The 20,639-nt window shown below is 66.7% G+C and carries 22 protein-coding genes; 7 read left to right on the plus strand and 15 right to left on the minus strand.

Annotated elements, in window-relative coordinates:
• The coding region (locus tag OXR00_RS12720; RefSeq protein ID WP_267388582.1) for a CBS domain-containing protein at positions 1–426 on the minus strand (426 nt) is incomplete at its 3' end.
• A 97-nt stretch (positions 427–523) separates the two neighbouring features.
• Here OXR00_RS12720 and OXR00_RS12725 point away from each other — a divergent pair.
• Positions 524–799, plus strand: coding sequence for a hypothetical protein (locus OXR00_RS12725; protein WP_267388583.1), 276 nt, complete (start codon positions 524–526; stop codon positions 797–799).
• A gap of 3 nt (positions 800–802) precedes the next feature.
• Here OXR00_RS12725 and OXR00_RS12730 read toward each other — a convergent pair whose 3' ends face one another.
• The 6 genes from OXR00_RS12730 to hisS all read right to left on the minus strand — a co-directional run bounded on the left by OXR00_RS12730 (position 803) and on the right by hisS (position 8,302).
• Complete coding sequence (locus OXR00_RS12730) at positions 803–2,314, minus strand: hypothetical protein (RefSeq protein WP_267388584.1); 1,512 nt, start codon at positions 2,312–2,314, stop codon at positions 803–805.
• Positions 2,314–3,720 carry a DUF4139 domain-containing protein gene (locus OXR00_RS12735; protein WP_267388585.1) on the minus strand — a complete coding sequence of 469 codons (1,407 nt, stop codon included), beginning with the start codon at positions 3,718–3,720 and terminating at the stop codon, positions 2,314–2,316. The genes OXR00_RS12730 and OXR00_RS12735 overlap by 1 nt, the downstream gene beginning before the upstream one ends.
• Positions 3,721–3,812: 92 nt before the next feature.
• Entirely contained in the window at positions 3,813–4,805 is a 993-nt protein-coding gene (locus tag OXR00_RS12740) for a DUF4167 domain-containing protein (RefSeq protein ID WP_267388586.1), read from the minus strand.
• Positions 4,806–5,066: 261 nt separating this feature from the next.
• Positions 5,067–5,882, minus strand: a complete 816-nt coding sequence (gene prmC, locus OXR00_RS12745; protein ID WP_267388587.1) for a peptide chain release factor N(5)-glutamine methyltransferase — start codon at positions 5,880–5,882, stop codon at positions 5,067–5,069.
• Between the two features lie 99 nt (positions 5,883–5,981).
• Positions 5,982–7,058 carry a peptide chain release factor 1 gene (gene prfA, locus OXR00_RS12750; RefSeq protein ID WP_267388588.1) on the minus strand — a complete coding sequence of 359 codons (1,077 nt, stop codon included), beginning with the start codon at positions 7,056–7,058 and terminating at the stop codon, positions 5,982–5,984.
• Positions 7,055–8,302, minus strand: a complete 1,248-nt coding sequence (gene hisS, locus OXR00_RS12755; RefSeq protein WP_267388589.1) for a histidine--tRNA ligase — start codon at positions 8,300–8,302, stop codon at positions 7,055–7,057. The genes prfA and hisS overlap by 4 nt, the downstream gene beginning before the upstream one ends.
• A gap of 69 nt (positions 8,303–8,371) precedes the next feature.
• On the opposite strand from hisS, the gene OXR00_RS12760 reads away from it, so the two are divergent.
• From OXR00_RS12760 to ppa, 3 genes are all read left to right on the plus strand, one after another.
• Positions 8,372–9,019, plus strand: a complete 648-nt coding sequence (locus OXR00_RS12760) for a DUF1345 domain-containing protein (RefSeq protein ID WP_267388590.1) — start codon at positions 8,372–8,374, stop codon at positions 9,017–9,019.
• Between the two features lie 76 nt (positions 9,020–9,095).
• Complete coding sequence (locus OXR00_RS12765) at positions 9,096–11,018, plus strand: peptidase M61 (protein WP_267388591.1); 1,923 nt, start codon at positions 9,096–9,098, stop codon at positions 11,016–11,018.
• 36 nt (positions 11,019–11,054) lie between these two features.
• Positions 11,055–11,606: an inorganic diphosphatase gene (gene ppa, locus OXR00_RS12770; protein WP_267388592.1), complete on the plus strand. Its 552-nt coding sequence runs from the start codon at positions 11,055–11,057 to the stop codon at positions 11,604–11,606.
• Between the two features lie 154 nt (positions 11,607–11,760).
• On the opposite strand, the gene OXR00_RS12775 is transcribed toward ppa, so the two are convergent.
• From OXR00_RS12775 to OXR00_RS12795, 5 genes are all read right to left on the minus strand, one after another.
• Positions 11,761–12,192 (minus strand): GNAT family N-acetyltransferase, encoded by a 432-nt coding sequence (locus OXR00_RS12775; protein ID WP_346732006.1) that lies wholly within the window; start codon positions 12,190–12,192, stop codon positions 11,761–11,763.
• Positions 12,193–12,236: 44 nt separating this feature from the next.
• Positions 12,237–13,106: a DMT family transporter gene (locus OXR00_RS12780; RefSeq protein WP_267388595.1), complete on the minus strand. Its 870-nt coding sequence runs from the start codon at positions 13,104–13,106 to the stop codon at positions 12,237–12,239.
• A 107-nt stretch (positions 13,107–13,213) separates the two neighbouring features.
• A complete protein-coding gene (locus tag OXR00_RS12785) occupies positions 13,214–13,696 on the minus strand; it encodes a TIGR02281 family clan AA aspartic protease (protein WP_267388596.1) in 483 nt (160 codons plus the stop codon).
• A gap of 65 nt (positions 13,697–13,761) precedes the next feature.
• Positions 13,762–14,886, minus strand: a complete 1,125-nt coding sequence (ispG, locus tag OXR00_RS12790; RefSeq protein ID WP_267388597.1) for a flavodoxin-dependent (E)-4-hydroxy-3-methylbut-2-enyl-diphosphate synthase — start codon at positions 14,884–14,886, stop codon at positions 13,762–13,764.
• A 92-nt stretch (positions 14,887–14,978) separates the two neighbouring features.
• The gene (locus OXR00_RS12795) at positions 14,979–16,112 is read right to left on the minus strand and encodes a DUF3089 domain-containing protein (protein WP_267388599.1); all 1,134 of its coding nucleotides are present in this window, start codon (positions 16,110–16,112) and stop codon (positions 14,979–14,981) included.
• 131 nt (positions 16,113–16,243) lie between these two features.
• On the opposite strand from OXR00_RS12795, the gene OXR00_RS12800 reads away from it, so the two are divergent.
• The 3 genes from OXR00_RS12800 to OXR00_RS12810 are packed head-to-tail and all read left to right on the plus strand — an operon-like array spanning position 16,244 to position 19,199.
• The gene (locus OXR00_RS12800; protein WP_267388600.1) at positions 16,244–17,380 is read left to right on the plus strand and encodes an acyltransferase; all 1,137 of its coding nucleotides are present in this window, start codon (positions 16,244–16,246) and stop codon (positions 17,378–17,380) included.
• Positions 17,377–18,294, plus strand: coding sequence for an isoaspartyl peptidase/L-asparaginase (locus OXR00_RS12805; RefSeq protein WP_267388601.1), 918 nt, complete (start codon positions 17,377–17,379; stop codon positions 18,292–18,294). The genes OXR00_RS12800 and OXR00_RS12805 overlap by 4 nt, the downstream gene beginning before the upstream one ends.
• Positions 18,295–18,338: 44 nt before the next feature.
• The gene (locus OXR00_RS12810) at positions 18,339–19,199 is read left to right on the plus strand and encodes a S1/P1 nuclease (RefSeq protein ID WP_267388603.1); all 861 of its coding nucleotides are present in this window, start codon (positions 18,339–18,341) and stop codon (positions 19,197–19,199) included.
• Positions 19,200–19,202: 3 nt separating this feature from the next.
• On the opposite strand, the gene OXR00_RS12815 is transcribed toward OXR00_RS12810, so the two are convergent.
• Genes OXR00_RS12815 through OXR00_RS12825 form a run of 3 tightly spaced genes read right to left on the minus strand, consistent with a single transcriptional unit; the run spans position 19,203 to position 20,582 of the window.
• Positions 19,203–19,481 carry a hypothetical protein gene (locus tag OXR00_RS12815; RefSeq protein ID WP_267388605.1) on the minus strand — a complete coding sequence of 93 codons (279 nt, stop codon included), beginning with the start codon at positions 19,479–19,481 and terminating at the stop codon, positions 19,203–19,205.
• Positions 19,468–19,680 carry a toxin-antitoxin system HicB family antitoxin gene (locus OXR00_RS12820; RefSeq protein WP_242149021.1) on the minus strand — a complete coding sequence of 71 codons (213 nt, stop codon included), beginning with the start codon at positions 19,678–19,680 and terminating at the stop codon, positions 19,468–19,470. The genes OXR00_RS12815 and OXR00_RS12820 overlap by 14 nt, the downstream gene beginning before the upstream one ends.
• Positions 19,680–20,582, minus strand: coding sequence for an SPFH domain-containing protein (locus OXR00_RS12825; protein WP_267388609.1), 903 nt, complete (start codon positions 20,580–20,582; stop codon positions 19,680–19,682). Before OXR00_RS12825 ends, OXR00_RS12820 begins: the two co-directional genes overlap by 1 nt.
• Positions 20,583–20,639: the final 57 nt, after the last annotated feature.

Consider the following 20,639-nt stretch of genomic DNA (forward strand, 5'->3'; position numbering starts at 1 on the left):
CGACGCCTGAATGTAGGTCCGCATTGCCTCGGCATCCGCTTCGATCCGGTCGATCCGATATTTTACGAGATCCCCGATTGAGATGAGGCCGATCATGCGCCCTTCCTCCACGACCGGTAAGTGGCGGATGCGTCGACGCGTCATCAGCGACAGCGCGCCAAGCGCCGCCTCATTGCGCGTCACCGTGATTGCCGGGGCCGTCATCACGTCACCCACTGCCCGCTCCAGCGCTGAGGCGCCGTGTTCCGCCAGCGCATGAATCACATCCCGCTCGGAAAAGATGCCGGCGACATCCTCACCATCCAGCACCGGTACCGCGCCGATCCGATGCTGCGCGAGCAACGCCACCGCTTCCGCAACGGTGGCGGTTCGGGCGATCGCGGTTACGGCATCGCCCTTTGCTTGCAGAATCGCTTTGATAGTCATGGCATCCTCTCCTTGGCCCATGTGCGTCAGCGGCTCTTTTCGAGTCTCGCCGGGCTTGAGAGACTCCTCCTTTCGGGATCAAAGCGCAAGCGTGGACGTGCAACTATCAGCCCTCGACAAGCCCGATGCGGCCGCGTTCGCCTGGGCGCGATTCCGCCGCATCCTTGGTGGGATGGCGGTCGGCACCGGGATCTTCATCGCCCTAGCGATTTGGGCGCTGGAGATGGCTTACGGACCACTGTCGTGGGTAGCGATCCTGGCGGTGATCGGCGGTGGTGGCGGGTCGATCATGCTGGGTGCTGTGCTGATGGGGTTAAGCTTTCTCAGCTCGGGTACCGGCCATGACGAAGCCGTTGAAAGGTTCGACGGCTGACGATCAATCGTCGTCGATCTGCCGGTATCGCAACGTGACACGTCCGTTTGCCGGTACCGTCACCGGCAAACGCAGGGCTCCGTCGCGGCGCACGGGTGTGACCGAAGGTTTACGGACGCGGCCCGGCATGGCGAGGATTTCCGCCTCGAACCGGATCGGCCGAGGATTCGCATTGCGGACGATCAGCCCGTAATCTTTCCAATGCTTGCCGCTGGCCGCGTGGACCGCCTCGACGGTCACTTGCGTCGCATTGGCGACATCGATCTCGACATCCTCGCCGATCGCCTTGTCCGCGATGTTCCCCTCGCCCACCAGCAGCGGCACGCTGTCACGCGGTGCGAAGACGGCAACCGGACCGGCCGGCAGCGGCAGTCCAAGGCCGGCATCCTTGCGGTTGCGCGCCCGCAGCACGGTGCGGACCGGGCCGGGATCGCCCTCGCGCAAGCGCACCCGGTAGAACACCTCGACCGGCACCTTACCGCGATCGAGCAATGCGACCTGCTTCTGCGCCTGCGCCGCGACGGTCGTACGGTCAGGAACACGGTACAGCTTGAGATCGCCAAGGTCTTCCTGAACCGCCATTCGCGCACCCGTCACGACGATGTCCATCGCCGCCATCGGCGGCGGTGGCGGCGGTGGCGGCGGTGGTAGGGCAAGTAACTGCATCGTTTCCTCCTTTACCTCCGGCGCAAACAGACATTGCAACGCGATCGACCGAATACCGCTACGCTCCCACGCATACGGGGCACGTCCCTCGCGCTTTACCGTACCCGCGACCACCATCGTTTCGGCATCAGGAAAGCCCGTGACATCGCTGCTCGCCAGCGTCAGCCACGCGACCAGATCGGCATGCGCGCCATCCGGGCTGAGTGTCGCTACGTAATTGGCCTGCCAGTCGAACCCCCAGGCAAGGTAGGACAGCGTGACCGTCACCGTGCGCGCAACGGGAGAATCGAGCAGGATCGACAGCGTCGGCTTGGCGGGCAGCGCGGGCGGCACGCCGTGATACCCGATCGCCCCCTGCCCGCCGTGACAGTCGACCGCCTCGAACCCCTGCGCGGTCTGAACGATCGCCGCGCCATCCGGGCCGGAGCGGAGGATACCTTCCTCCTCGCGCACCTGCTTGCCGATATGGCGGCGTATCGTCACCGGGCGGCCGAAGCTCGCCGCATACAGCGTGCGCGGGGACAAAAGATCGGCGTCCAGGTTCTTTTCGCGTACGCCGTCGGGCAAGCCGCTGACGATCGCGCTTTCCGGCAGGATCCCCGCCGCCACGCCCTGAAAGCGCACCACCGCTGGCCCCGCCGGCAGCGTCAGCGTGCGCCGTTCGGTAATCAGCGCATAGCCGCGTGCCCAATTGCGATCGATCGCCGTCTTCGCCGCACGGTCGGGCGCGCGGTAGATCGTCACCGCCAGCCCGGCGGGTGCCGGAGAGTCGATCGCCGGCGGCTCCTGCCCAGCCGCCGGCGCGGCGAGAACCGCCAGCAGGGCAAGGGCCCTCCGCACGCGCGGCATCAGTAGCGGGTGTCGAAGGTCGCGGTCAGCGTCGCCGAGCCGTTGGCCGGGACAGTCACCCGCCACACCGCCTCGTCCGCATCCGGCCGCTCGCTCTTCTGGCTCTCCTCGACGATGCGCGTGTCGTGCCCCCCGCTGCCGAGGCCGGCCTGCGCGAGTTCCACCATCGCCGCCTCGCTACGCGCGTTGGTGAACTGGTAGCGCATCGTCGTGCGCCACCGTTCGTCGCCGACCCGCTCGCGCTTCTCGACAGTGGGCAGGATCTTTACGTCGAACGCCTCGCCCGTCTTCAGCGCGAGCGCGGATCCCATCGGCGTATGCGGGATCGCGCTTTCGCCGATGAACTGCGGGCTGCCCCGCACGTCGCGCATATACACCCGCACCGTGCCGGCCGGCAGCGCATCACCCAGCCCACCCTCCTTCGCGGCGGAGAATTTCAGCACGGTATCGACGCTCTGCGCCTCGCTGAGCTTGCCGAGCCAGCTGTTGCGGTAGGAATACGCCTTGCTGGCGGGCACGCCGGTCGCGTTGAGGAAACTGACCTGCTTGGTCTGCGCGTTGGCGATCGTGGTGCGGTCACGCAGCGGATAGACGTAGAAATCGCCGAGCTGTTCGCGCGACGACGTTTCCGTGCCTGACTGATTGCCGCGCGGACCGGTGTTGCCGAACCGGTTGGGCCGGTAGGTGTCGTTGTCGTCGCCACCGACCGTGCCCGCCACCAGCAGGGTCTTGGCATTGGCGAACGTCGTGCCGCTGGTGTTCGACAGCGTGATCCAGCCCTGCACGTCGAGCTTACCGGCGCGTTCGTCGAACAAGGCGACGTAATCCGCCTTCCACCCGAGCCCGCGCGACAGATAGCTGAGCGTCATCGGCCGCGCTCCGGCGGTCGCCGCATCGAGCGTGATCGACAGCGTCGGCCGCGCCCGCAGTCCCGGCGGCAGTGCCGGGAACACGACATGCGCATTGTCACGCAGAACCTCGATGCGATCGCCGATCTGGACGATCGTGCCGCCGTTGTTCGCCAGCACGCGCGCACTCTCGCGCGTTTCGGTGCCGGTGGCGGGATTGGTCCGCACCACCGTCACGGTCTGGCCGACCGCCTTGTTCATCAGCGCGTTGGGGGAAAGCAGGTCGTAATCAAAATTCTGTTCGACGATGCCCGCGTCGGGCGCGGCGAGGGTGACGGTCTCTGGCCGAATTTGTGCGGACACGTCGGGAAATTCCTCGCGGCTGATACCGCGCGGTAGCGTCATCTGCCGCGTGTCCTGCACCAGCGCGAGATCGTTGTTGTAGATGGTGACCGCGACGTCACCCTGCCGGCTCGGGCCGACGGCAGCGGGCGCGGACTGCGCGAAGGCGGGTCCGGCGATCAACGCCAGCACCCCGCCACAAACCGAAAGCCGCATCGCCATCTCCCCCGTTCTGGCCGTTAGCGTTAGGCTAGGGCTGCTACGCGGGGATGACAATGCGGCTCAAAAAATCGCCGATTGTGGAAGGTTTACGCCTCGACAGGCGCAGTCGCGGGCGGACGACCACGCCGGCGGCGCGGTTTCTCCGCCTCGCCGTCCGTCGCAGCAGGAGCAGCCTCGCTCGCCTCACTCGGCGCGGGCGCCGGTGCGGCGGTGAGCGACGGCGGCAGCAATCCAGCGTCGAACGTTGGCGCGGTCTCACCCTCAGCCGGCAAGACCCGACGCGGACGGCCACGACGGCGCGGCTCGGCGGCCGGGGCCTCGGCCTGCGGTGCCTCGACGGCCGACGATTCGGGCACGATGGCCGCCGTCTCGGATCCTGTAACCGGCTGTTGCTCGGGCCGGGCTTCCTCGGCGCGCATCTCCTGACGCCCATCGGACCGGTTGACGTCGCGCTGCGGGCGACGATCCTCGGTGCCGCGCTCCTGACGATAGTCCTGGCGATCCTGCCGCTGCGGGCGTTCGCCACCCTCGGCGTTCACGCGGCGCGGGCGTTCCTCGTCGTTGCCGCGGCCACGCTGGGCATCACCATACTGACCCCGTCCCTCACCACGCTGCGAGCCGTCCTGACCGGTCTGGTTACCCTGCTGGCCCTGACCATTATGGCCGCCGTTTTGAACGTGGCCGTTGCCGTTCTGCTGGCGCGGCTGTTGCTCGTTGCCGGCGGGCTCACCCTCGTCCTCGTAATCCTGCTCGTCCTGGTCGAACGTGTTGGCACCACCGGGCCGACGGCCCTGTTGCTGCGCCTGGTTGTTCTCTTCGAAGCGTGAGCGCGTCTCGGCCAGCACACGGAAATAATGGTCCGCGAACTGGAGGTAATATTCGATGTTGACGCGGTCGCCCTGCATCTGCGCATCGCGCGCCAGCGCCTTGTATTTCTCAAGCAGCTGCGCCGCGTTGCCACGTGCCCGGTTGTCGATACGATTGCCAGTGTCCTGGCCACGCCCCGAATTACCACCCTGCGGGCGCTGCTGCTGCCCGCCACGACCGCGACGACGGCCGGCTTGACGATTGTTGATCAACTGCTTTTCGTCCTGTCCTACGAAACCAAACCGGCGTGTGCTCCACGAACCTGTGAATGCAAGCCCCTCGGCCATTCTGGCGCCACATCAGGGCGCCGAAAGCCTGCCACGATCGCCGGACCACAGCGATTGCATGACGAAGGGGGCGGGCAACCGGCCGATCTCAACCCGTGAAGGTGGTATCGCGTGCCCCAACACCCCTTTAGTAGCGGGTGACGCAGCATTCTCCAAGCACAATATTGCCTTTTGCGCTGCGACAGATCAAGTGGCGATCACCGCCCGCGCGTGCCCGGCAAGGTCACGGCGCAACGCGACGCTAAATCCGGCAGCGTCGAGCAGTTCGGAAACGGCGTCGGCCTGCGTAGCCCCGATCTCCAGGATCGCGGCACCTCCTGGCGCAAGCAGCGCGCGCAGTTGTGGAACGATGCGGCGATAGTCGTCGAGTCCATCCCCGCCCGCGAACAGCGCCGCACCCGGTTCATGGTCGCGCACCTCGCGCGGCAACCGCTCGTCCGTGCCGATATAGGGCGGATTGGCGAGGATCAGGTCGAAGTGTCCGGTCACGTCCGCCGCCCAATCGCCCAGCCGGAACGTCGCGCGCGCCGCCATGCCGAGGTTGCCGGCGTTGCGGCGCGCATAATCGAGCGCCAGTGGTGAGGCGTCCACGCCCAGCCCCGTCGCGTTCCGCCAATGATCGAGCGTCGCGAGCAGCAACGTGCCCGGTCCGGTTCCGAGATCGAGAATCGTCTTCGGGGGCGCCGCACCGAAATGATCGATCGCCGCCTCGATCAGCGTCTCGCTGTCGGCACGCGGCACCAGCACGCCCGGGCCGACCGCCAGGTCGATCGTCCAGAACGCACGGGAGCCGGTGATGTACGCGATCGGTTCGTGCACGAGCCGGCGTGCGACCAACGCGGTGAACGCAGCCGGCGCAGGATCGTCGAGCCGGGCGAGCAACAAGGCTTCGCGGCTCGTTCGCATCGCATGCGCCATCAGCAATTCCGCGTCGAGACGCGGTGTCGGCGACGTGTCCGCGAGATCACGCGCGGCAGCGGCGATGGCGTGGCGGGCGGTCAATGGGGGCGCGTCGCGGCAAAGCCGCGCCGTCGGACGGCGCAAGCGCCGCCGGCCGCGCTTGGGTGTGTTCTGCCGCAGCATGCGGCAGACTGCCCTGCGCTAGGAATCAAGACTCGCCAGCCGGTCCGCCTCATCCTCCGCGATCAGCGCGCCGATCAGATCGTCCATCTCGCCTGCCAGGATTTCCGGCAGCCGGTGCAGCGTCAGGTTGATGCGGTGGTCGGTCACCCGCCCTTGCGGGAAATTGTAGGTGCGGATCCGCTCCGATCGATCGCCCGATCCGACCATCGACTTGCGCGCCCCCGCCCGCTCGGAGTGTAGCCGCTCGCGTTCCTGCTCATAAAGCCGCGTCCGCAGCACTTTGAGCGCCTTGGCCTTGTTCTTGTGCTGCGATTTCTCGTCCTGTTGGATCACGGTGAGGCCGGTCGGGATATGTACGATCCGCACCGCGGAATCGGTGGTGTTGACCGATTGCCCGCCCGGCCCGGACGACCGGTACACGTCGATGCGCAGATCCTTGTCGTCGATCTTGATGTCGACGTCTTCCGCCTCGGGCAACACCGCCACCGTCGCCGCCGAGGTGTGGATGCGCCCGCCCGCCTCGGTGGTCGGCACGCGCTGGACCCGGTGCACGCCGCTTTCGAACTTCAACCGCGCGAACACGCCCTTGCCCTCGACCGAGGCGATCGCCTCCTTGAAGCCGCCGCTTTCCGACGACGATGCCGAGATCAGCTCGACCCGCCAGCCCTGCCCCTCGGCATAACGCTGGTACATGCGGAACAGGTCGCCCGCGAACAGCGCCGCCTCGTCGCCGCCGGTGCCGGCGCGGATTTCGAGCATCGCCGCACGTTCGTCCGCCGCGTCGCGTGGCAGCAGCGACAGCGCCAGCGCGCGCTCGGCCGCCGCTAGCGCAGCGCGGATCGTGTCGATCTCCTCGCGCGCCATCGCCTTCAGCTCGGGATCGCCATCCTCCTCCATCTCGGACAGCACGTCGAGTTCGGCCCGCAGCCGCCGCACCTCGCCCGCCGCGCGGGCGACCGGCTCGAGTTCGGCATATTCCTTCGACACCGCAACGAAGCGATCGGACGGCAAATCGCCGGTCGCCATCTGCGCCTGCAACTCGTCACGCCGCGCCTCGATCTGCGCGATGCGTTCGGGGGAGATACCGCCGCTCATGTCTGAGATGTGCCGCCAATCACTGCTTCTACTTTCGCTGCGTCAACGTCCTCCGGTCGCAGGATGCGATGCCCAACGTGAGCCTCGCCATCGCGAAGATCGAGCGAGACCGCAATCGCAGGGTTCAGCTTAAGCGCCTTATCATAGCGCTTCTTGGGACTGCCCGACGCGAACAACTCGGCGCTGAATCCGGCCCGCCGCAGCGCCGACACCATTGCGAAAGAGCTCATCTCAAACGCACGGTTCTCGACCACGACTGCCACATCGAGCGCTTCCACCGCCGGTTCCGCCAGCAGCATCGCCAGACGCTCGATCCCCGCCGCCCAGCCGACGCCCGGCGTCGCCGGTCCGCCCAGACTGTCGATCAACCCGTCATAGCGACCACCGGCCAGCACCGTGCCCTGCGCACCGAGCCGATCGGTGACGAACTCGAACGCGGTGTGGCGGTAGTAATCCAGCCCGCGCACCAGCCGCCCGTTGCGCGTCCACGCCACGCCCGCCGCATCCAGCCCCTTGGTGACGCTTTCGAAGAACGCGCCAGCCTCGCTGGTGAGGTAATCGTCGATCCCCGGCGCGGCATCGGCAATCGGCCGGTCGCGCGGGTCTTTGGAATCGAGGATGCGCAGCGGGTTCTTTTCGAGCCGGGCGAGGCTATCCTCGCTCAGATCGCCGCGATGCGCCTCGAAATGCGCCACCAGCGCCGCGCGCCACGCATCGCGCGTCTCGGCATCGCCCAGCGTGTTGAGCTGCAGTGTCACGCCCTCGGCAATGCCAAGTTCGTGCAGCAACTGATCGGCCAGCACCAGCAACTCCACGTCGGCGGCAGGCTCGGCCGCGCCGATCACCTCGGCGTCGATCTGGTGAAACTGGCGGAAGCGACCCTTCTGCGGGCGTTCGTAGCGGAACACCGGGCCATGCGTGGCGAGCTTGAGCGGCGCATATTGCTGCCACCCCTCGGTCAGATACGCCCGCGCGATGCCGGCGGTGAACTCCGGGCGCAGCGTCAGCGAATCGCCGCCGCGATCCTCGAACGTGTACATCTCCTTCGAGACCACGTCGGTGGTCTCGCCGAGCGAGCGCGCGAACACGGCGGTGGATTCGAACACCGGGATCTCGAGCCGCTGGAAACAATACAGCCGCCGCACCCGGTCGAACGTGTCGACCACCGTTGCGAAACGGCGCTGTTCCTCGCCGAAAATATCCTGCGTGCCGCGGATGCGTTTTGGGGTTTCGATGCGTGCCATAAAGCCGCGTCCTGTAGGCGCTGTCAGCGTGCTTGAAAAGCGGCTCCGCAAAGCGCAAGCGCTCAGCCCATGCAACGCCTCCACCTCGGCCAGAAAGTCGCGCCGCCGCGCTTCATCGCATTTGGCATCATCTTCGTCATCGGCCTGATCGCGGCGATCCCGCCGCTCGGCTGGAGCCGGGGCGCGATGGCCGCGTTTGATGCCGCCGCCCTCGTCTTCCTGCTGCTCGTCACCACGCTGCTGCGCCATGACGAGGCGGACCAGATGCGGCGCAACACCCGCACCAACGATGCCAACCGGGTCGGTCTGCTCGTCCTCACCGGGGTCACGATGCTCATCATCCTCGTCGCGGTCGGCAAGGAGATGCAGGGCAAGAGCGACCCGTGGGTGATCGCGCTGGTGGTCGCGACGCTGGTGCTGGCGTGGCTGTTCTCGAATACCATCTATGCGCTGCACTATGCGCACCTGTACTACGGCGAGGACGAGGATTCGGGTAAGGACGCCGGCGGCCTCGACATCCCCAAATGCCAGGAACCGGATTACTGGGATTTTCTGTATTTCAGCTTCACGCTCGGCATGACGTTCCAGACATCGGACGTGGAGATCACCTCGCGTCGGATGCGCCGCGTCGTGCTCGGCCAGTGTCTCGCGGCGTTCGTGTTCAACCTCGGCGTGCTGGCCTTCACGATCAACACGCTCGGCAGCGGCGGGAACTGACTGCCCGAACGGACTGGACGGAGGTGCGACAGCCGGTCTAGGCTGCATGCATCATCCCTGCTTTCGCTGGATTTTCATGCACCGCACACTTGCTCTCGCGCTCGTCGCCCTTGCTGCCGTTTCCCCCGCCGCCATTTTCCCCGCAAGGGCCGAAAACTCCAAACCGCAGCCGGTGCCGTTCGTCGACACGATCCCGGCACCGCGCGACGTGGCGTTTCCCGGTACGGTTACGCTCAACATCGACGCGACCGATACCAAGCGCGGCATCTTCACCACGCAGGAAACGATCACCGGCGTGAGCGCAGGGCATATGGTGCTGCTGTTCCCGAAATGGCTGCCGGGCAACCATTCGCCTACGGGTCAGATCGACAAGCTCGCCGGCCTGCACATCATGGCGGGCGGCAAGGAGATCCCGTGGACGCGCGACCCGGTCGACGTCACCGCCTTCCATATCGACGTGCCGCAGGGCGCGACCGCGCTCGACATCAAGCTGCAATTCCTCTCCGCCACCAAGAGCGATCAAGGTTCGATCGTCATGTCGCAGAACCTGCTGCGGCTCCAGTGGAACTCGATGAGCCTGTATCCCGCCGGTTACTTCACCCGTGACATCCCGGTGCAGGCGACCGTCACCTATCCGCAGGGCTGGGCGGCCGCCTCTGGCCTGCCGGCGACGGCGACCGGCTCGGTCTATCGCTACCAAGCGACCAACTACGAAACGCTGGTCGATTCGCCGGTGCTCGCCGGGCGCTATTACAAGAAGTGGGCATTGTCGCCGCGCGTGAACCTCAACGTGTTCGCCGACAATGCCGCCGAACTCGCCGCCACGCCCGAACAGATCGATGCGCACAAGCGCCTCGTCACCCAGGCGGTCAAGCTGTTCGGCGCGCAGCATTACGACACCTATGAGTTCCTGCTGGCGATCTCCGACCAGATCGGCGGCATCGGCCTCGAACACCACCGCTCGTCGGAGGACGGCGTGAAGCTCGGTTACTTCCTCAACTGGAAGGATGGCCCCGGCCCGCGCAACCTGCTGCCGCACGAATACACGCATAGCTGGGACGGCAAGTTCCGCCGTGGCGCCGAGCTGTGGACGCCCGATTACCGCACGCCGATGATCGACAATTCGCTGTGGGTCTACGAAGGCCAGACGCAATTCTGGGGCTATGTGCTGCAAGCGCGTTCGGGCATCGTGTCGAAGCAGGACACGCTCGACATGTATGCCGGGATCCTCGCGCAGCTCGACAATCGACCGGGCCGCAACTGGAAGCCGCTGATCGATACCACCAACGATCCGACCATGTCGCAGCGCCGCCCGCGCGGCTGGGTCAGCTACCAGCGCTCGGAGGATTACTACAACGAGGGCCTGCTGGTGTGGATGGAGGTCGATTCCATCCTGCGCCGCGAATCGCATGGCAAGAAGTCGATCGATGATTTCGCCCGCGCCTTCTTCGGTCTGACCGATGGTGACTTTGGCGAAGTCACGTTCAAGTTCAGTGACGTGGTGAACACGCTCAACCAGATCCAGCCTTACGATTGGGCCGGGCTGCTGTCGAAGCGGCTCACCGAGGTCGGCCAGCCCGCGCCGATCACCGGCTTCGCCGCCAACGGCTACAAGCTCATCTATACCGACACGCCGTCGCCCTATGCGAAACAAGCCGAGAAGACGCGCAAGATCAACGATTACAGCTACTCGCTTGGTGTAACTGTCGGCAAGGAGGCGGAAATCACCGCGGTCGGCTGGGACACGCCGGCGTTCAAGGCGGCACTCACCCCCGGCGACACGATCGTCGCGGTCAACGGCACCGCCTACAGCGACGACGTGCTGAAAGCCGCGATCATCGCCGCCAAGACCGGCACCACCCCGATCACGCTGCTGGTCAAGCATGACGACGGGATCGAAACCGTCGCGATCGATTACCACGACGGCCTGCGCTACCCGCATCTCGAAAAGATCGGCACCGCAGAGGGTGGTCTGGATCACTTACTGCAACCGCGCTAACGGGCTGCCACAGACACCTCAGGACAGGATAGAAGAATGCGGATCGACATGATTCCCACCGGCAAGAACCCGCCGGAAGACCTCAACGTCATTATCGAGGTTCCCGTCGGCGGTGAGCCGGTGAAGTATGAGTTCGACAAGGCGAGCGGCGCACTGTTCGTCGATCGCATCCTGCACACGCCGATGCGCTACCCGGCGAACTACGGCTTCATCCCGCACACGCTGTCGCCCGATGGCGACCCGCTCGACGCGTTGGTGGTGGCACGTTCGCCGTTCATCCCGGGCTGCGTGGTGCGCGTGCGCCCGATCGCGGTGCTGAACCTGGAAGACGAAGCCGGCGGCGACGAGAAGCTGCTTACCGTGCCGGTCGACACGACCTTCCCCTATTACAGCAACATCGGCGAGGGCAGCGATCTCCCCGAGATCGTCATGCAGCAGATCGAACACTTCTTCACCCACTACAAGGATTTGGAGAAGAAGAAGTGGGTCCGCGTCGGCAAGTGGCTCGGCGCCGACGATGCCAAGCGCATCGTGATGGAAGCGATCGAACGCTACAAGCAGTCGGGCAAGGAACCGCACGCGGTTTGATGACGTGAGGGCGTGTTCCACGTGCCGTGGGACACGCCTTTGACCCTCAGGCATCGTCGGCGAGGATCGCCAACGCTACCGCATCGCAATTACATTGCAGCACCGCCCAGCGACCGATCGCGGCGCGCATGCCCCCGCCAACCGCTCGCCGCCATCAGCGTTCCGCCAACCCCGTCAGCGCAGTCCCCCACAGCCGCTGGACCGTCCACGCATCCATCGCCTCCGCACCGATCCGGCGGTACAGTTCGACAGCGGGCGTGTTCCAGTCGAGCACCCACCATTCAAACCGTGCGCAGCCACGCTCCACCGCCACGCCGGCGAGATGCCGCAGCAACGCCGATCCCGCCCCGGCGCCGCGTGCGGCCGGCGTGATGTAGAGATCGTCGAGCCAGATGCCGCGCCGCCCGGTCCACGTCGAGAAGGTGTGGTAGAACACCGCCATGCCGACGCGAGTGCCGTCGACCTCCGCGATCAACGCCTCGGCCGCCGGCTGCGCGCCGAACAGCGCCGCGTGCATCAGCGCCTCGGTCGACACCACGGAGTCAGGTGCCCTCTCGAACGCCGCCAGTTCGCGGACAAAGCTCATGATGGTCGGCACGTCGTCAGCGCGCGCGAAGCGGATCGTCAAGGTCACAAGGCAGTCTCCATCACGGCCACCGGCGCACGGACGCGCAACCCGGCCAGACACCCGCAGATGATGAGCGCCGCGCCGGCCAGCGTAAACGGCGACAGCGTTTCCGAAAACACCAGCCAGCCAAGCAGCGACGCCCAGATGAACGCGGTATATTCACTCGGCGCAAGCTCGCTCGCCCGGCCACGCGCATAGGCCCAGGACAGCAACATCAGCGATGTCGTCGCCAGCATCGCCGCGCCGACCAAGGCCGGCCAGTGCGGCGGTGCCGGCAACGTGGCGAACACCGGCGCGACGGCCAGCATCAGCACCGCTACGATCGCCGTTTGAAAAAAGGCGATCTCGACCGGCCTAGCGACCTGCGCCTGCTGTCGCATCAGGATGATGTTCCAGGCGTAGCACAGCGCCGAGCCGAGCACCGCCAACGCGCCAAGCGCAGCCTGCGGCCCTAGGTCCGCCCGCGCCTGCCCGGCGAAGATCACGCCCACACCGGCGACGGCGATGCAGGAGCCGATCAGCGCGCCCCGCCCGATCCGCTCCTTCAGCACGATCGCCGCGAGCAGCATCGCGGCCAACGGCGCGACGAACGTCAGCGAAACCGCCTGCGCCATCGGCACGCGTGCGAGGCCCCAGAAGAACAGGATCGTCATCGCACCCGAGATGCAGCCGCGCAGCAGATGGACCCGCAACACCGCGGGTGCCGGCCAGCGGGTGCGCGTCGCGATGAAGATCGTACCGGTGATGACCGTTCCCGCCACGCTGCGCCACAGGATCGCATCATAGGCGCCGATCGCCAGCGAAAGCCCCTTCATCACCGCGTCCATCGTCGAGAACACAGCGATACCGACGGTCGCAACGGCAAAAGGCATGACAGGCGAAGCGGGGCGCATTACGCGCACGCTCTAGCGTGCGGGCGGCGTTCCGTCTGCGACAAAGACGCCCGGCGCTGGTGCGTCCGGCGGATAAGACCAGTGGATCAGTCGATCCGCATCGTATCGCCGCTGATGCTGACGGTGCTCATATGCCGCAGATAGCTCTGCCCGAGCAACGAGACGTCGCTTTCCGCCAACACCACGCCGCTGATGTCGCTCGCGCGTTTGCCGTCGAGATCGATGCCGGCGATCCGCACCGCCTGCCCGCGCACCGGGCCGGATGCACCGCGACCGATCACCTCGAAGTGCGCCGGGTCGAAGGCGATGTGCGCTCGCCGAGCATCGGCCTGCGTCAAAGCTACGGTGTCGGCACCCGTATCGACAACGAAGCGGATCGGTTCGTCGTTGACGTTGGCGACCGTCAGGAAATGGCCGCTCGGCGCGCGATCGATCACGGTTGGCACGGGTGTGGCCTCGGCCGGCGCGGCGGGAGCGGTTGCCGCCACCGCCGGCGCACGCTTCGCGGCCGGCAGGGCAAGCCCGATCGCGATGCCCGCGACGGTGACGATGGCGAACGCGAGCTTCATATGCGCGACGCTAACGCGTGGCGCTTGCGGGCGCGTTGACGGGGATGGTTAATGCAGGCGCGCGCTTATTCCGCCGCGACCGCCTCCGGCACCGCCGCCGCTTCCATCTCCGCCGCCTTGGCTTCGACCAGCTTGACGATATGGTCGAGCATCTCGTCGTCGCCGATCGTGTGTGCGGTCACGCCCGACAGATAGACCATATGCTTGCCGTTGCCGCCGCCGGTCAGGCCGATATCGGTCTCGCGCGCTTCGCCGGGGCCGTTGACCACGCAGCCGAGCACCGACAGCGACAGTGGCGTGCGGATATGCTGGAGCCGCGATTCGAGCGCCTCGACCGTGCGGATCACGTCGAACCCCTGCCGCGCGCACGACGGGCAAGACACCACGCGCACGCCGCGGTTGCGGATGCCGAGCGCCTTGAGGATCTCGAAGCCGACGCGGACTTCCTCCTCGGGCTCGGCCGACAGCGAAACGCGCAGCGTATCGCCGATGCCGTACCACAGCAGCGAGCCGATCCCGATCGCCGACTTCACCGTCCCGCCGACGAAGCCGCCCGCCTCGGTAATGCCGAGGTGCAATGGGCAATCCACCGCCTCGGCGAGCTGCTGATAGGCGGCGACCGCGAGGAACAGGTCGGACGCCTTCACCGCGACCTTATATTCGTGGAAATCGTGATCCTGGAGCAGCTTGATATGGTCGAGCGCGGATTCGACAAGTGCGTCCGGGCACGGCTCGCCGTATTTCTCCAGCAGATGCTTTTCGAGACTACCGCCATTCACGCCGATGCGGATCGCGCAGCCGTTTGCCTTGGCGGCGTTGACGACTTCCTTCACCCGCTCGGCCGAGCCGATGTTGCCGGGGTTGATGCGCAGGCAGGCCGCACCCGCGTCGGCCGCTTCCAGCGCGCGCTTGTAGTGGAAGTGGATGTCGGCGACGATCGGCACGTGGCTCGCGCGGACGATCTGTTTCAGCGCGGTCGTGCTCTCCACATCCGGGCAGGACACGCGGATGATGTCGACCCCGGCCTCCTCGCAGCGGCGGATCTGGTCGACCGTCGCCTTGATATCTTCGGTCGGCGTGTTGGTCATCGTCTGCACCGTCACCGGCGCATCGCCGCCGACGGGAACGTTGCCGACCATGATCTGGCGGCTCTGACGACGGACGATATCGCGCCACGGACGAAGGGACATGGGGAGATTCCTTGAGGGTTCGTGGGCGCATATAGCGCTTTGTGCGGCGAAGGTGAACCTCTCCCCTTCCCCCTTTCTAGGGGGCTGAAGGTTCAGGAAGCGCGCACGCCCCGCCGCAGGAACGTTCTCGCGCGCAGCTCCGCATTCTCGCGCAGGTTCATGTAGGCGAGGTTGTAATCGACCTTATGATAATTGCCGATCGGGATCATCATGTCGACGAACGCGCGGCTCGGCGGCGTCACGTACAATGCGCCGTCATCGCAGCGCGCCGCGACCAGCCCCGGTTCGACCGCGCGGGGCAGCGCCGCAGACCCGTGCAGCCACCCGCCCTTGTCGAGCCGCGCCGGCGCCCATGCGTCTCCGGTCGACCAATCAAGCGGATTGATGCAGTAGTGCGGTCGCCTGAGCGCGTCTGTCGGGAAGCCGGACTGCTCGGCCACGAACACGCGCTGGCGCGAGGCATTGTGCCCTTCGGCATAGCTCGACCACGCGATCACGCAGCCGGTATCGTCGGCGCGCTGGCAGGGCCGGGTGGTGCGAAGCGCACGAAACCAGTCGCGCTCGATCCAGGCGCCGATAAGATATGCCGCGATCATCTGCCGCGCCACCGGCCGCCCGTCGATCTCGCGCTCGATCAGCAGCCGCCCGAGCCGCGAACCCTGGCTGTGCCCGGCGAGGATGAAAGGCCGTCCCCGATTCCACACCAGGAATTGCCGGAACGCGCGCACCACGTCGGAATAGGCGACCTCGGTCGCGCGCACGCTGCTCTCGCTCCACCGCACATAGCCGCCGAGCGTCATCTGCCGATAGCGCGGCGCATAGATCGCGCAGCAGCCGTTGAACACGCTCGCCTGATCACGGATCGTGGTGCCGGCGACGCGCGCGTTGAGATCGGCATCGTGCGTGTTGGCATTCCACTGCTCGCCGCTGGTGAACACGGTCGGATAGAGGAAGAACACCGCTACCCTGGCGCGGCGCTGATCGACCTTACGGACGCCGGCCGGGCCATCGTCGGCCGGATCGTGCATGTCGGGCAGCGACACCCATTCGGAACGCTCCGCGTAATCGGGCGCTGGCGGCGTGCGCGCGAGATCGAACGGTACGGCCGGCGGCTGGCTGTCGGTCGAACTGCCGAACGCGCCGAAGAACTGCGGGCGCGCCTCGCCGGCGCCGAACATCGCCAGCAGCCCTGCACCGCACACCGCCATAGCCTGCCTAAACCGCATCCGTGCCCCGTCTTGCCGCACGCCCCACCGCGCTTGCCGCGCCGTAGCATGGCGTAGCCTGCCCGCGTAAGCACACTTCTGTTACATTTGCGGGGGTGGCGCTCACGCCCACGCGGCCATAGAGAGCGGCGATGGAACGGCATCACGGCATGGACTGGCTGCGGATCGGCGCCTTCGCGCTGCTGATCCTCTACCATATCGGCATGGTGTTCGTGCCGTGGGATTTCCACGTCAAGACCGCGCATCCGATCCCCTGGGTGGCGATTCCGATGATGGCGGCGAACAGCTGGCGGCTCATGCTGCTGTTCGTGATTTCGGGCTACGCTAGCCGCGCATTGCTGTCGAAAGGCACGAAGCTCGGCCATTTCATGGCGACCCGCAGCACGCGGCTGCTGATCCCGCTGATATTCGGCGTAGCGGCAGTGGTGCCGGTGCAGCCGTGGATCGAACTGGCCGTCAAATACCACTACCCCCACGGTTTCGGCTGGTTCTGGCTGCACGACTATTTCGGCTTCCACCGCCTGCACGGCATCGGGTTGCCGACGTGGCAGCATCTGTGGTTCGTCGGGTATCTGTGGTGCTACACGCTCGCGCTGACGGTGATGATCGCGCTTGGCGGCTGGCTGCGGGCGCAGCGGGCGTTCGACTGGGTCTTCGGCACGGTGCTGATCGTCATCGTGCCGATCGCGTGGCTGCTCGCCGTCGACATGCTGTTGCCCGGCGCGCGAGAGACGCATGATCCGCTCCACGACAGCGTCGCGCACCTGCATTACTTCCCCGGCTTCCTGTTCGGCTTCGCGCTCGCCCGCTCGGAAGCTGCGATGGCGACGATCGGGCGGTGGTGGAAACCGGCGGGCGTGGTTGCGCTGCTCGCCTACGCGGTGGTTGCCGCGATCGAGTGGCGCTGGCCCGGCAACACCATGCCCGCGCACCCGTGGGGTGTCACCTTCGCAACCGCGCGGGTGGTGCAGGGCTGGTGTTCGGTGATCGCGCTGATCGGCATCGCCGACCGCTATTGGAACACTGACACGCCGTGGCGCCGTACGCTGACCGAGGCGGTGTTCCCGTTCTACATCGTCCACCAGACCATCATCGTGCTGGTCGAATACTGGCTGCTGCCGCTCCACGCCGCCCCGCTGGTCGAGTTCGCGGTGTTGGTCCCGGCCACGGTGGCTGGGTGCTGGGCATTCTATCTGATCGGGCGCGAGGTCGGCTGGCTGCGGCCGTTGATCGGCCTGAAGCGGCGCGCCAAGGGGGCAATGCTATGAGCTGGGCACTGGCGATTCATGGCGGCGCGGGCGGCATGACGCGTGAGCATCTCACGCGCGCAACCGACACCGGTGCGCGCGCCGCCTTGACCGAGGCGTTGCGGGCGGGCGAAACCGTGCTGGCCGCCGGCGGCGCGGCACTCGACGCGGTCGAGGCGGCGGTCAAGGTGCTGGAGGACGATCCGCACTTCAATGCCGGGCGCGGCGCGGCGCTCAGCTACGAGGGCGTTGCCGAGCTCGATGCCGCGATCATGCATGGTACGACCCGTGCGGCCGGGGCGGTGGCCGGCGTTACCGCGACCCGCCACCCGGTCACCCTGGCGCGCACGGTAATGGAGCACAGCCCGCATGTCCTGCTTGGTGGCGCCGGCGCGGAAGCGTTCGCGCTGGAGCACGGAATCGAGCCCGCGACGCAAGACTGGCTGATCCTCCCCGAACGGCGCGAGCAACTCGCCATCATGCGCGCGGCGAAGGGCGGCGCGTTCGATGTCGAGATGAAGTTCGGCACCGTCGGCGCGGTTGCGCGCGACGTTAACGGCCACCTCGCCGCCGCCACCTCGACCGGCGGCGTGACGGGCAAACGCTGGGGCCGGATCGGCGACTCCCCGCTGATCGGCGCGGGCACCTATGCCGACGACCGCGCCTGCGCCGTCTCCGCCACCGGCTCCGGCGAGTATTTCATCCGCACCGCCTGCGGTCACGAGATCGCCGCGCGCATCCGCCTCGGTGGCGAGGATGCGGCGACGGCAACGCGTGGCGTCCTCGCGGAAATCGTCGCGATGGGCGGCACCGGCGGCATCATCGTCATGCCGCGCGGTGGCGCGCCGATCTGGAGCCTCGCCACCAAGGGGATGTACCGTGGCCGCATCAGCGACGGCACCCCCGTGGAAGTCGCGATCTACGCCGACGAGTGACCGCGCGCTTTCACCCGCACACCGCAGCGGGTATGGCGCGAGCCATGATTCGTCCTGTCGCGTTCCTCGCCGCCGCCGCGCTCGTCAGCGTCGCCGCCCCTGCCAGTGCCTATTGGGAGTTCGGTCACGAGACGATCGCAAAGATCGGCTACGCCAACGCCAGTCCGAAGGCGCGCGCGGGCGTACGCCGCCTGCTCGCCCATGCCGATCTGCTCGACACGCCCGAGTGCAAGGCATCAACCATCGAAGGCGCAAGCACTTGGGCGGATTGCGTCAAGCCGCTGAAAGGTGCCGACGGCAAACCGCGCTTCGGCTACGCCTACACCTGGCACTTCCAGGACGTGAACGTCTGCGCGCCGTTCAGCCTGAGCGAAGCCTGCAAGGACGGCAATTGCGTCTCCGCGCAGATCGAACGCGACGTGAAGACGCTGCGCGATCGCCATGCCTCGACGAAGGACAAGGTGCAGGCGCTGGTGTTCCTGATCCACTTCACCGGCGATCTCCACCAGCCGCTCCACGCCGGTGAAAAGGGCGACAAGGGCGGCAACGACGTGAAGGCCACGTACGGCACGCTCATCAGCCCGCGTCTCAACCTCCATTCGATCTGGGACGGTTACCTCGCCGAGCGCGCGATCACCACCGGCCCCACGCTGGTGCGGCGCTACCCTGCCGCCGTGCGCGCGAAAGTCGCCGCCGGCACCGTCACCGACTGGAGCCGCGAAAGCTGGCAAGTCGCGCACGACTCGGTCTATGCAAGCGCCCTGCACGGCGACGCCTGCGCCCCCACGCCGCCGCGCGTCACGCTGAGCGAGGACGACATCAAGAAGCTCGTGCCGATCGCCCGCCTCGAAGTGGAACGCGGCGGCCTGCGACTGGCGAAGCTGCTCGACAAGGCGCTCGGCTGACCCTCAGCGCCGGTCGCGAAAACCCCAGCGCCAGCGCAGGCCACCATCGGTCTTCCGCGCCACCAGCACGCAGAACGCCGCGACCAACGCGACCGTCACCACGATCCGCTCCGCCGGGGTCGGCATCATGCGAACCGCCGCGATCGTGACGACGGAGAACGCGATCGTCACCAGCCAGCCCTGCCACGTCACCGGAGTCGCGCCATAGCCGAACGCCTTGGGCACGAACCAATAGCCTTCGCGCGCCCGGAAATGCGCCTTCACATCATCAAGCATCGTCATCCTCCGCCTTGGGTGGCCGGCCGCGCCTGGCCGGTTGCGGCGCCTCCAGCTTCACCCCCCGCCGCGTCAGCGCCTCGCGCAACAGGCATTCGAACTCGGCGTTAACGCTCCTGAGGTCGGCCGCCGCCGCCCGCTCGACCGCGGCGTAAAGCGCGGGGTCGAGACGCAACGGAAAAGCCTTCCGGGGCGCGTTCGCCACTATTGGTACAGCGTACCGGTGTTGACGACCGGCTGGGTATCGCGTTCGCCACACAGCACGACCATCAGGTTGGACACCATCGCCGCGCGCCGCTCGTCATCGAGTTCCACCACGTTCTTCTCGCTGAGCAGCGCCAGCGCCATCTCGACCATGCCGACTGCGCCCGCCACCAGCGTCTGCCGCGCCGCCACCACCGCCTGTGCCTGCTGCCGCCGCAGCATCGCGCCGGCGATCTCGGGCGCATAAGCGAGATGGGTGAAGCCGCACTCGTCTACCGTGATCCCTGCGACCTTCAGCCGCGCTAGCAGTTCGGCGCGCAATTCCGCGCCGACCTGATCGTGATTGCCGCGCAGCGTGATCTCCTGATGCTCGTAATCGTCATAGGGGTAGCGCGCGCCGATCGTGCGCACCGCCGCCTCGATCTGCACCACCACGAACGCCTTGTAATCGTCGATGTCGAACAGCGCCTGCGCGGTGTCGGTCACCCGCCACACCACCTGCGCGGCGATCTCGATCGGGTTGCCGCGCAGGTCGTTCACCTTGAGCCGTTCGGAGATCATGTTGTTGGCGCGCACCGACACTTTCTTGTGCCCAAGCCACGGCAACAGCCAGCGTAAACCCGTGTTACGGTCGGTGCCCTGATACGATCCGAACAGCGTAATCGCCATCGCCTGGTTGGGCTGGAGCATGTAGAAGCCGCACGACACGAACAGGAACACGACGATCGCCACCGTCAGCACGCCGCCACCCAGCCGCGGCGCGTCATTCAGCAGCGAGGCGCCCCACAACCCCGCACCAACCGCGGCCAACAGCACCACCAGCATGACATAGCCGCTGAACGTCCCCGCCGCGCGTTCGCTCGACAGCGTTAACGCGGTATTCCGCAACCCCGACTCAGCCATTACATCCTCCCGTTAAGTGATATCACATTTATATCATACGAGATGGCGCGACAAGCG

The organism is Sphingomonas sp. GC_Shp_3 (genome assembly GCF_026540945.1).
Lineage (GTDB): Bacteria > Pseudomonadota > Alphaproteobacteria > Sphingomonadales > Sphingomonadaceae > Sphingomonas.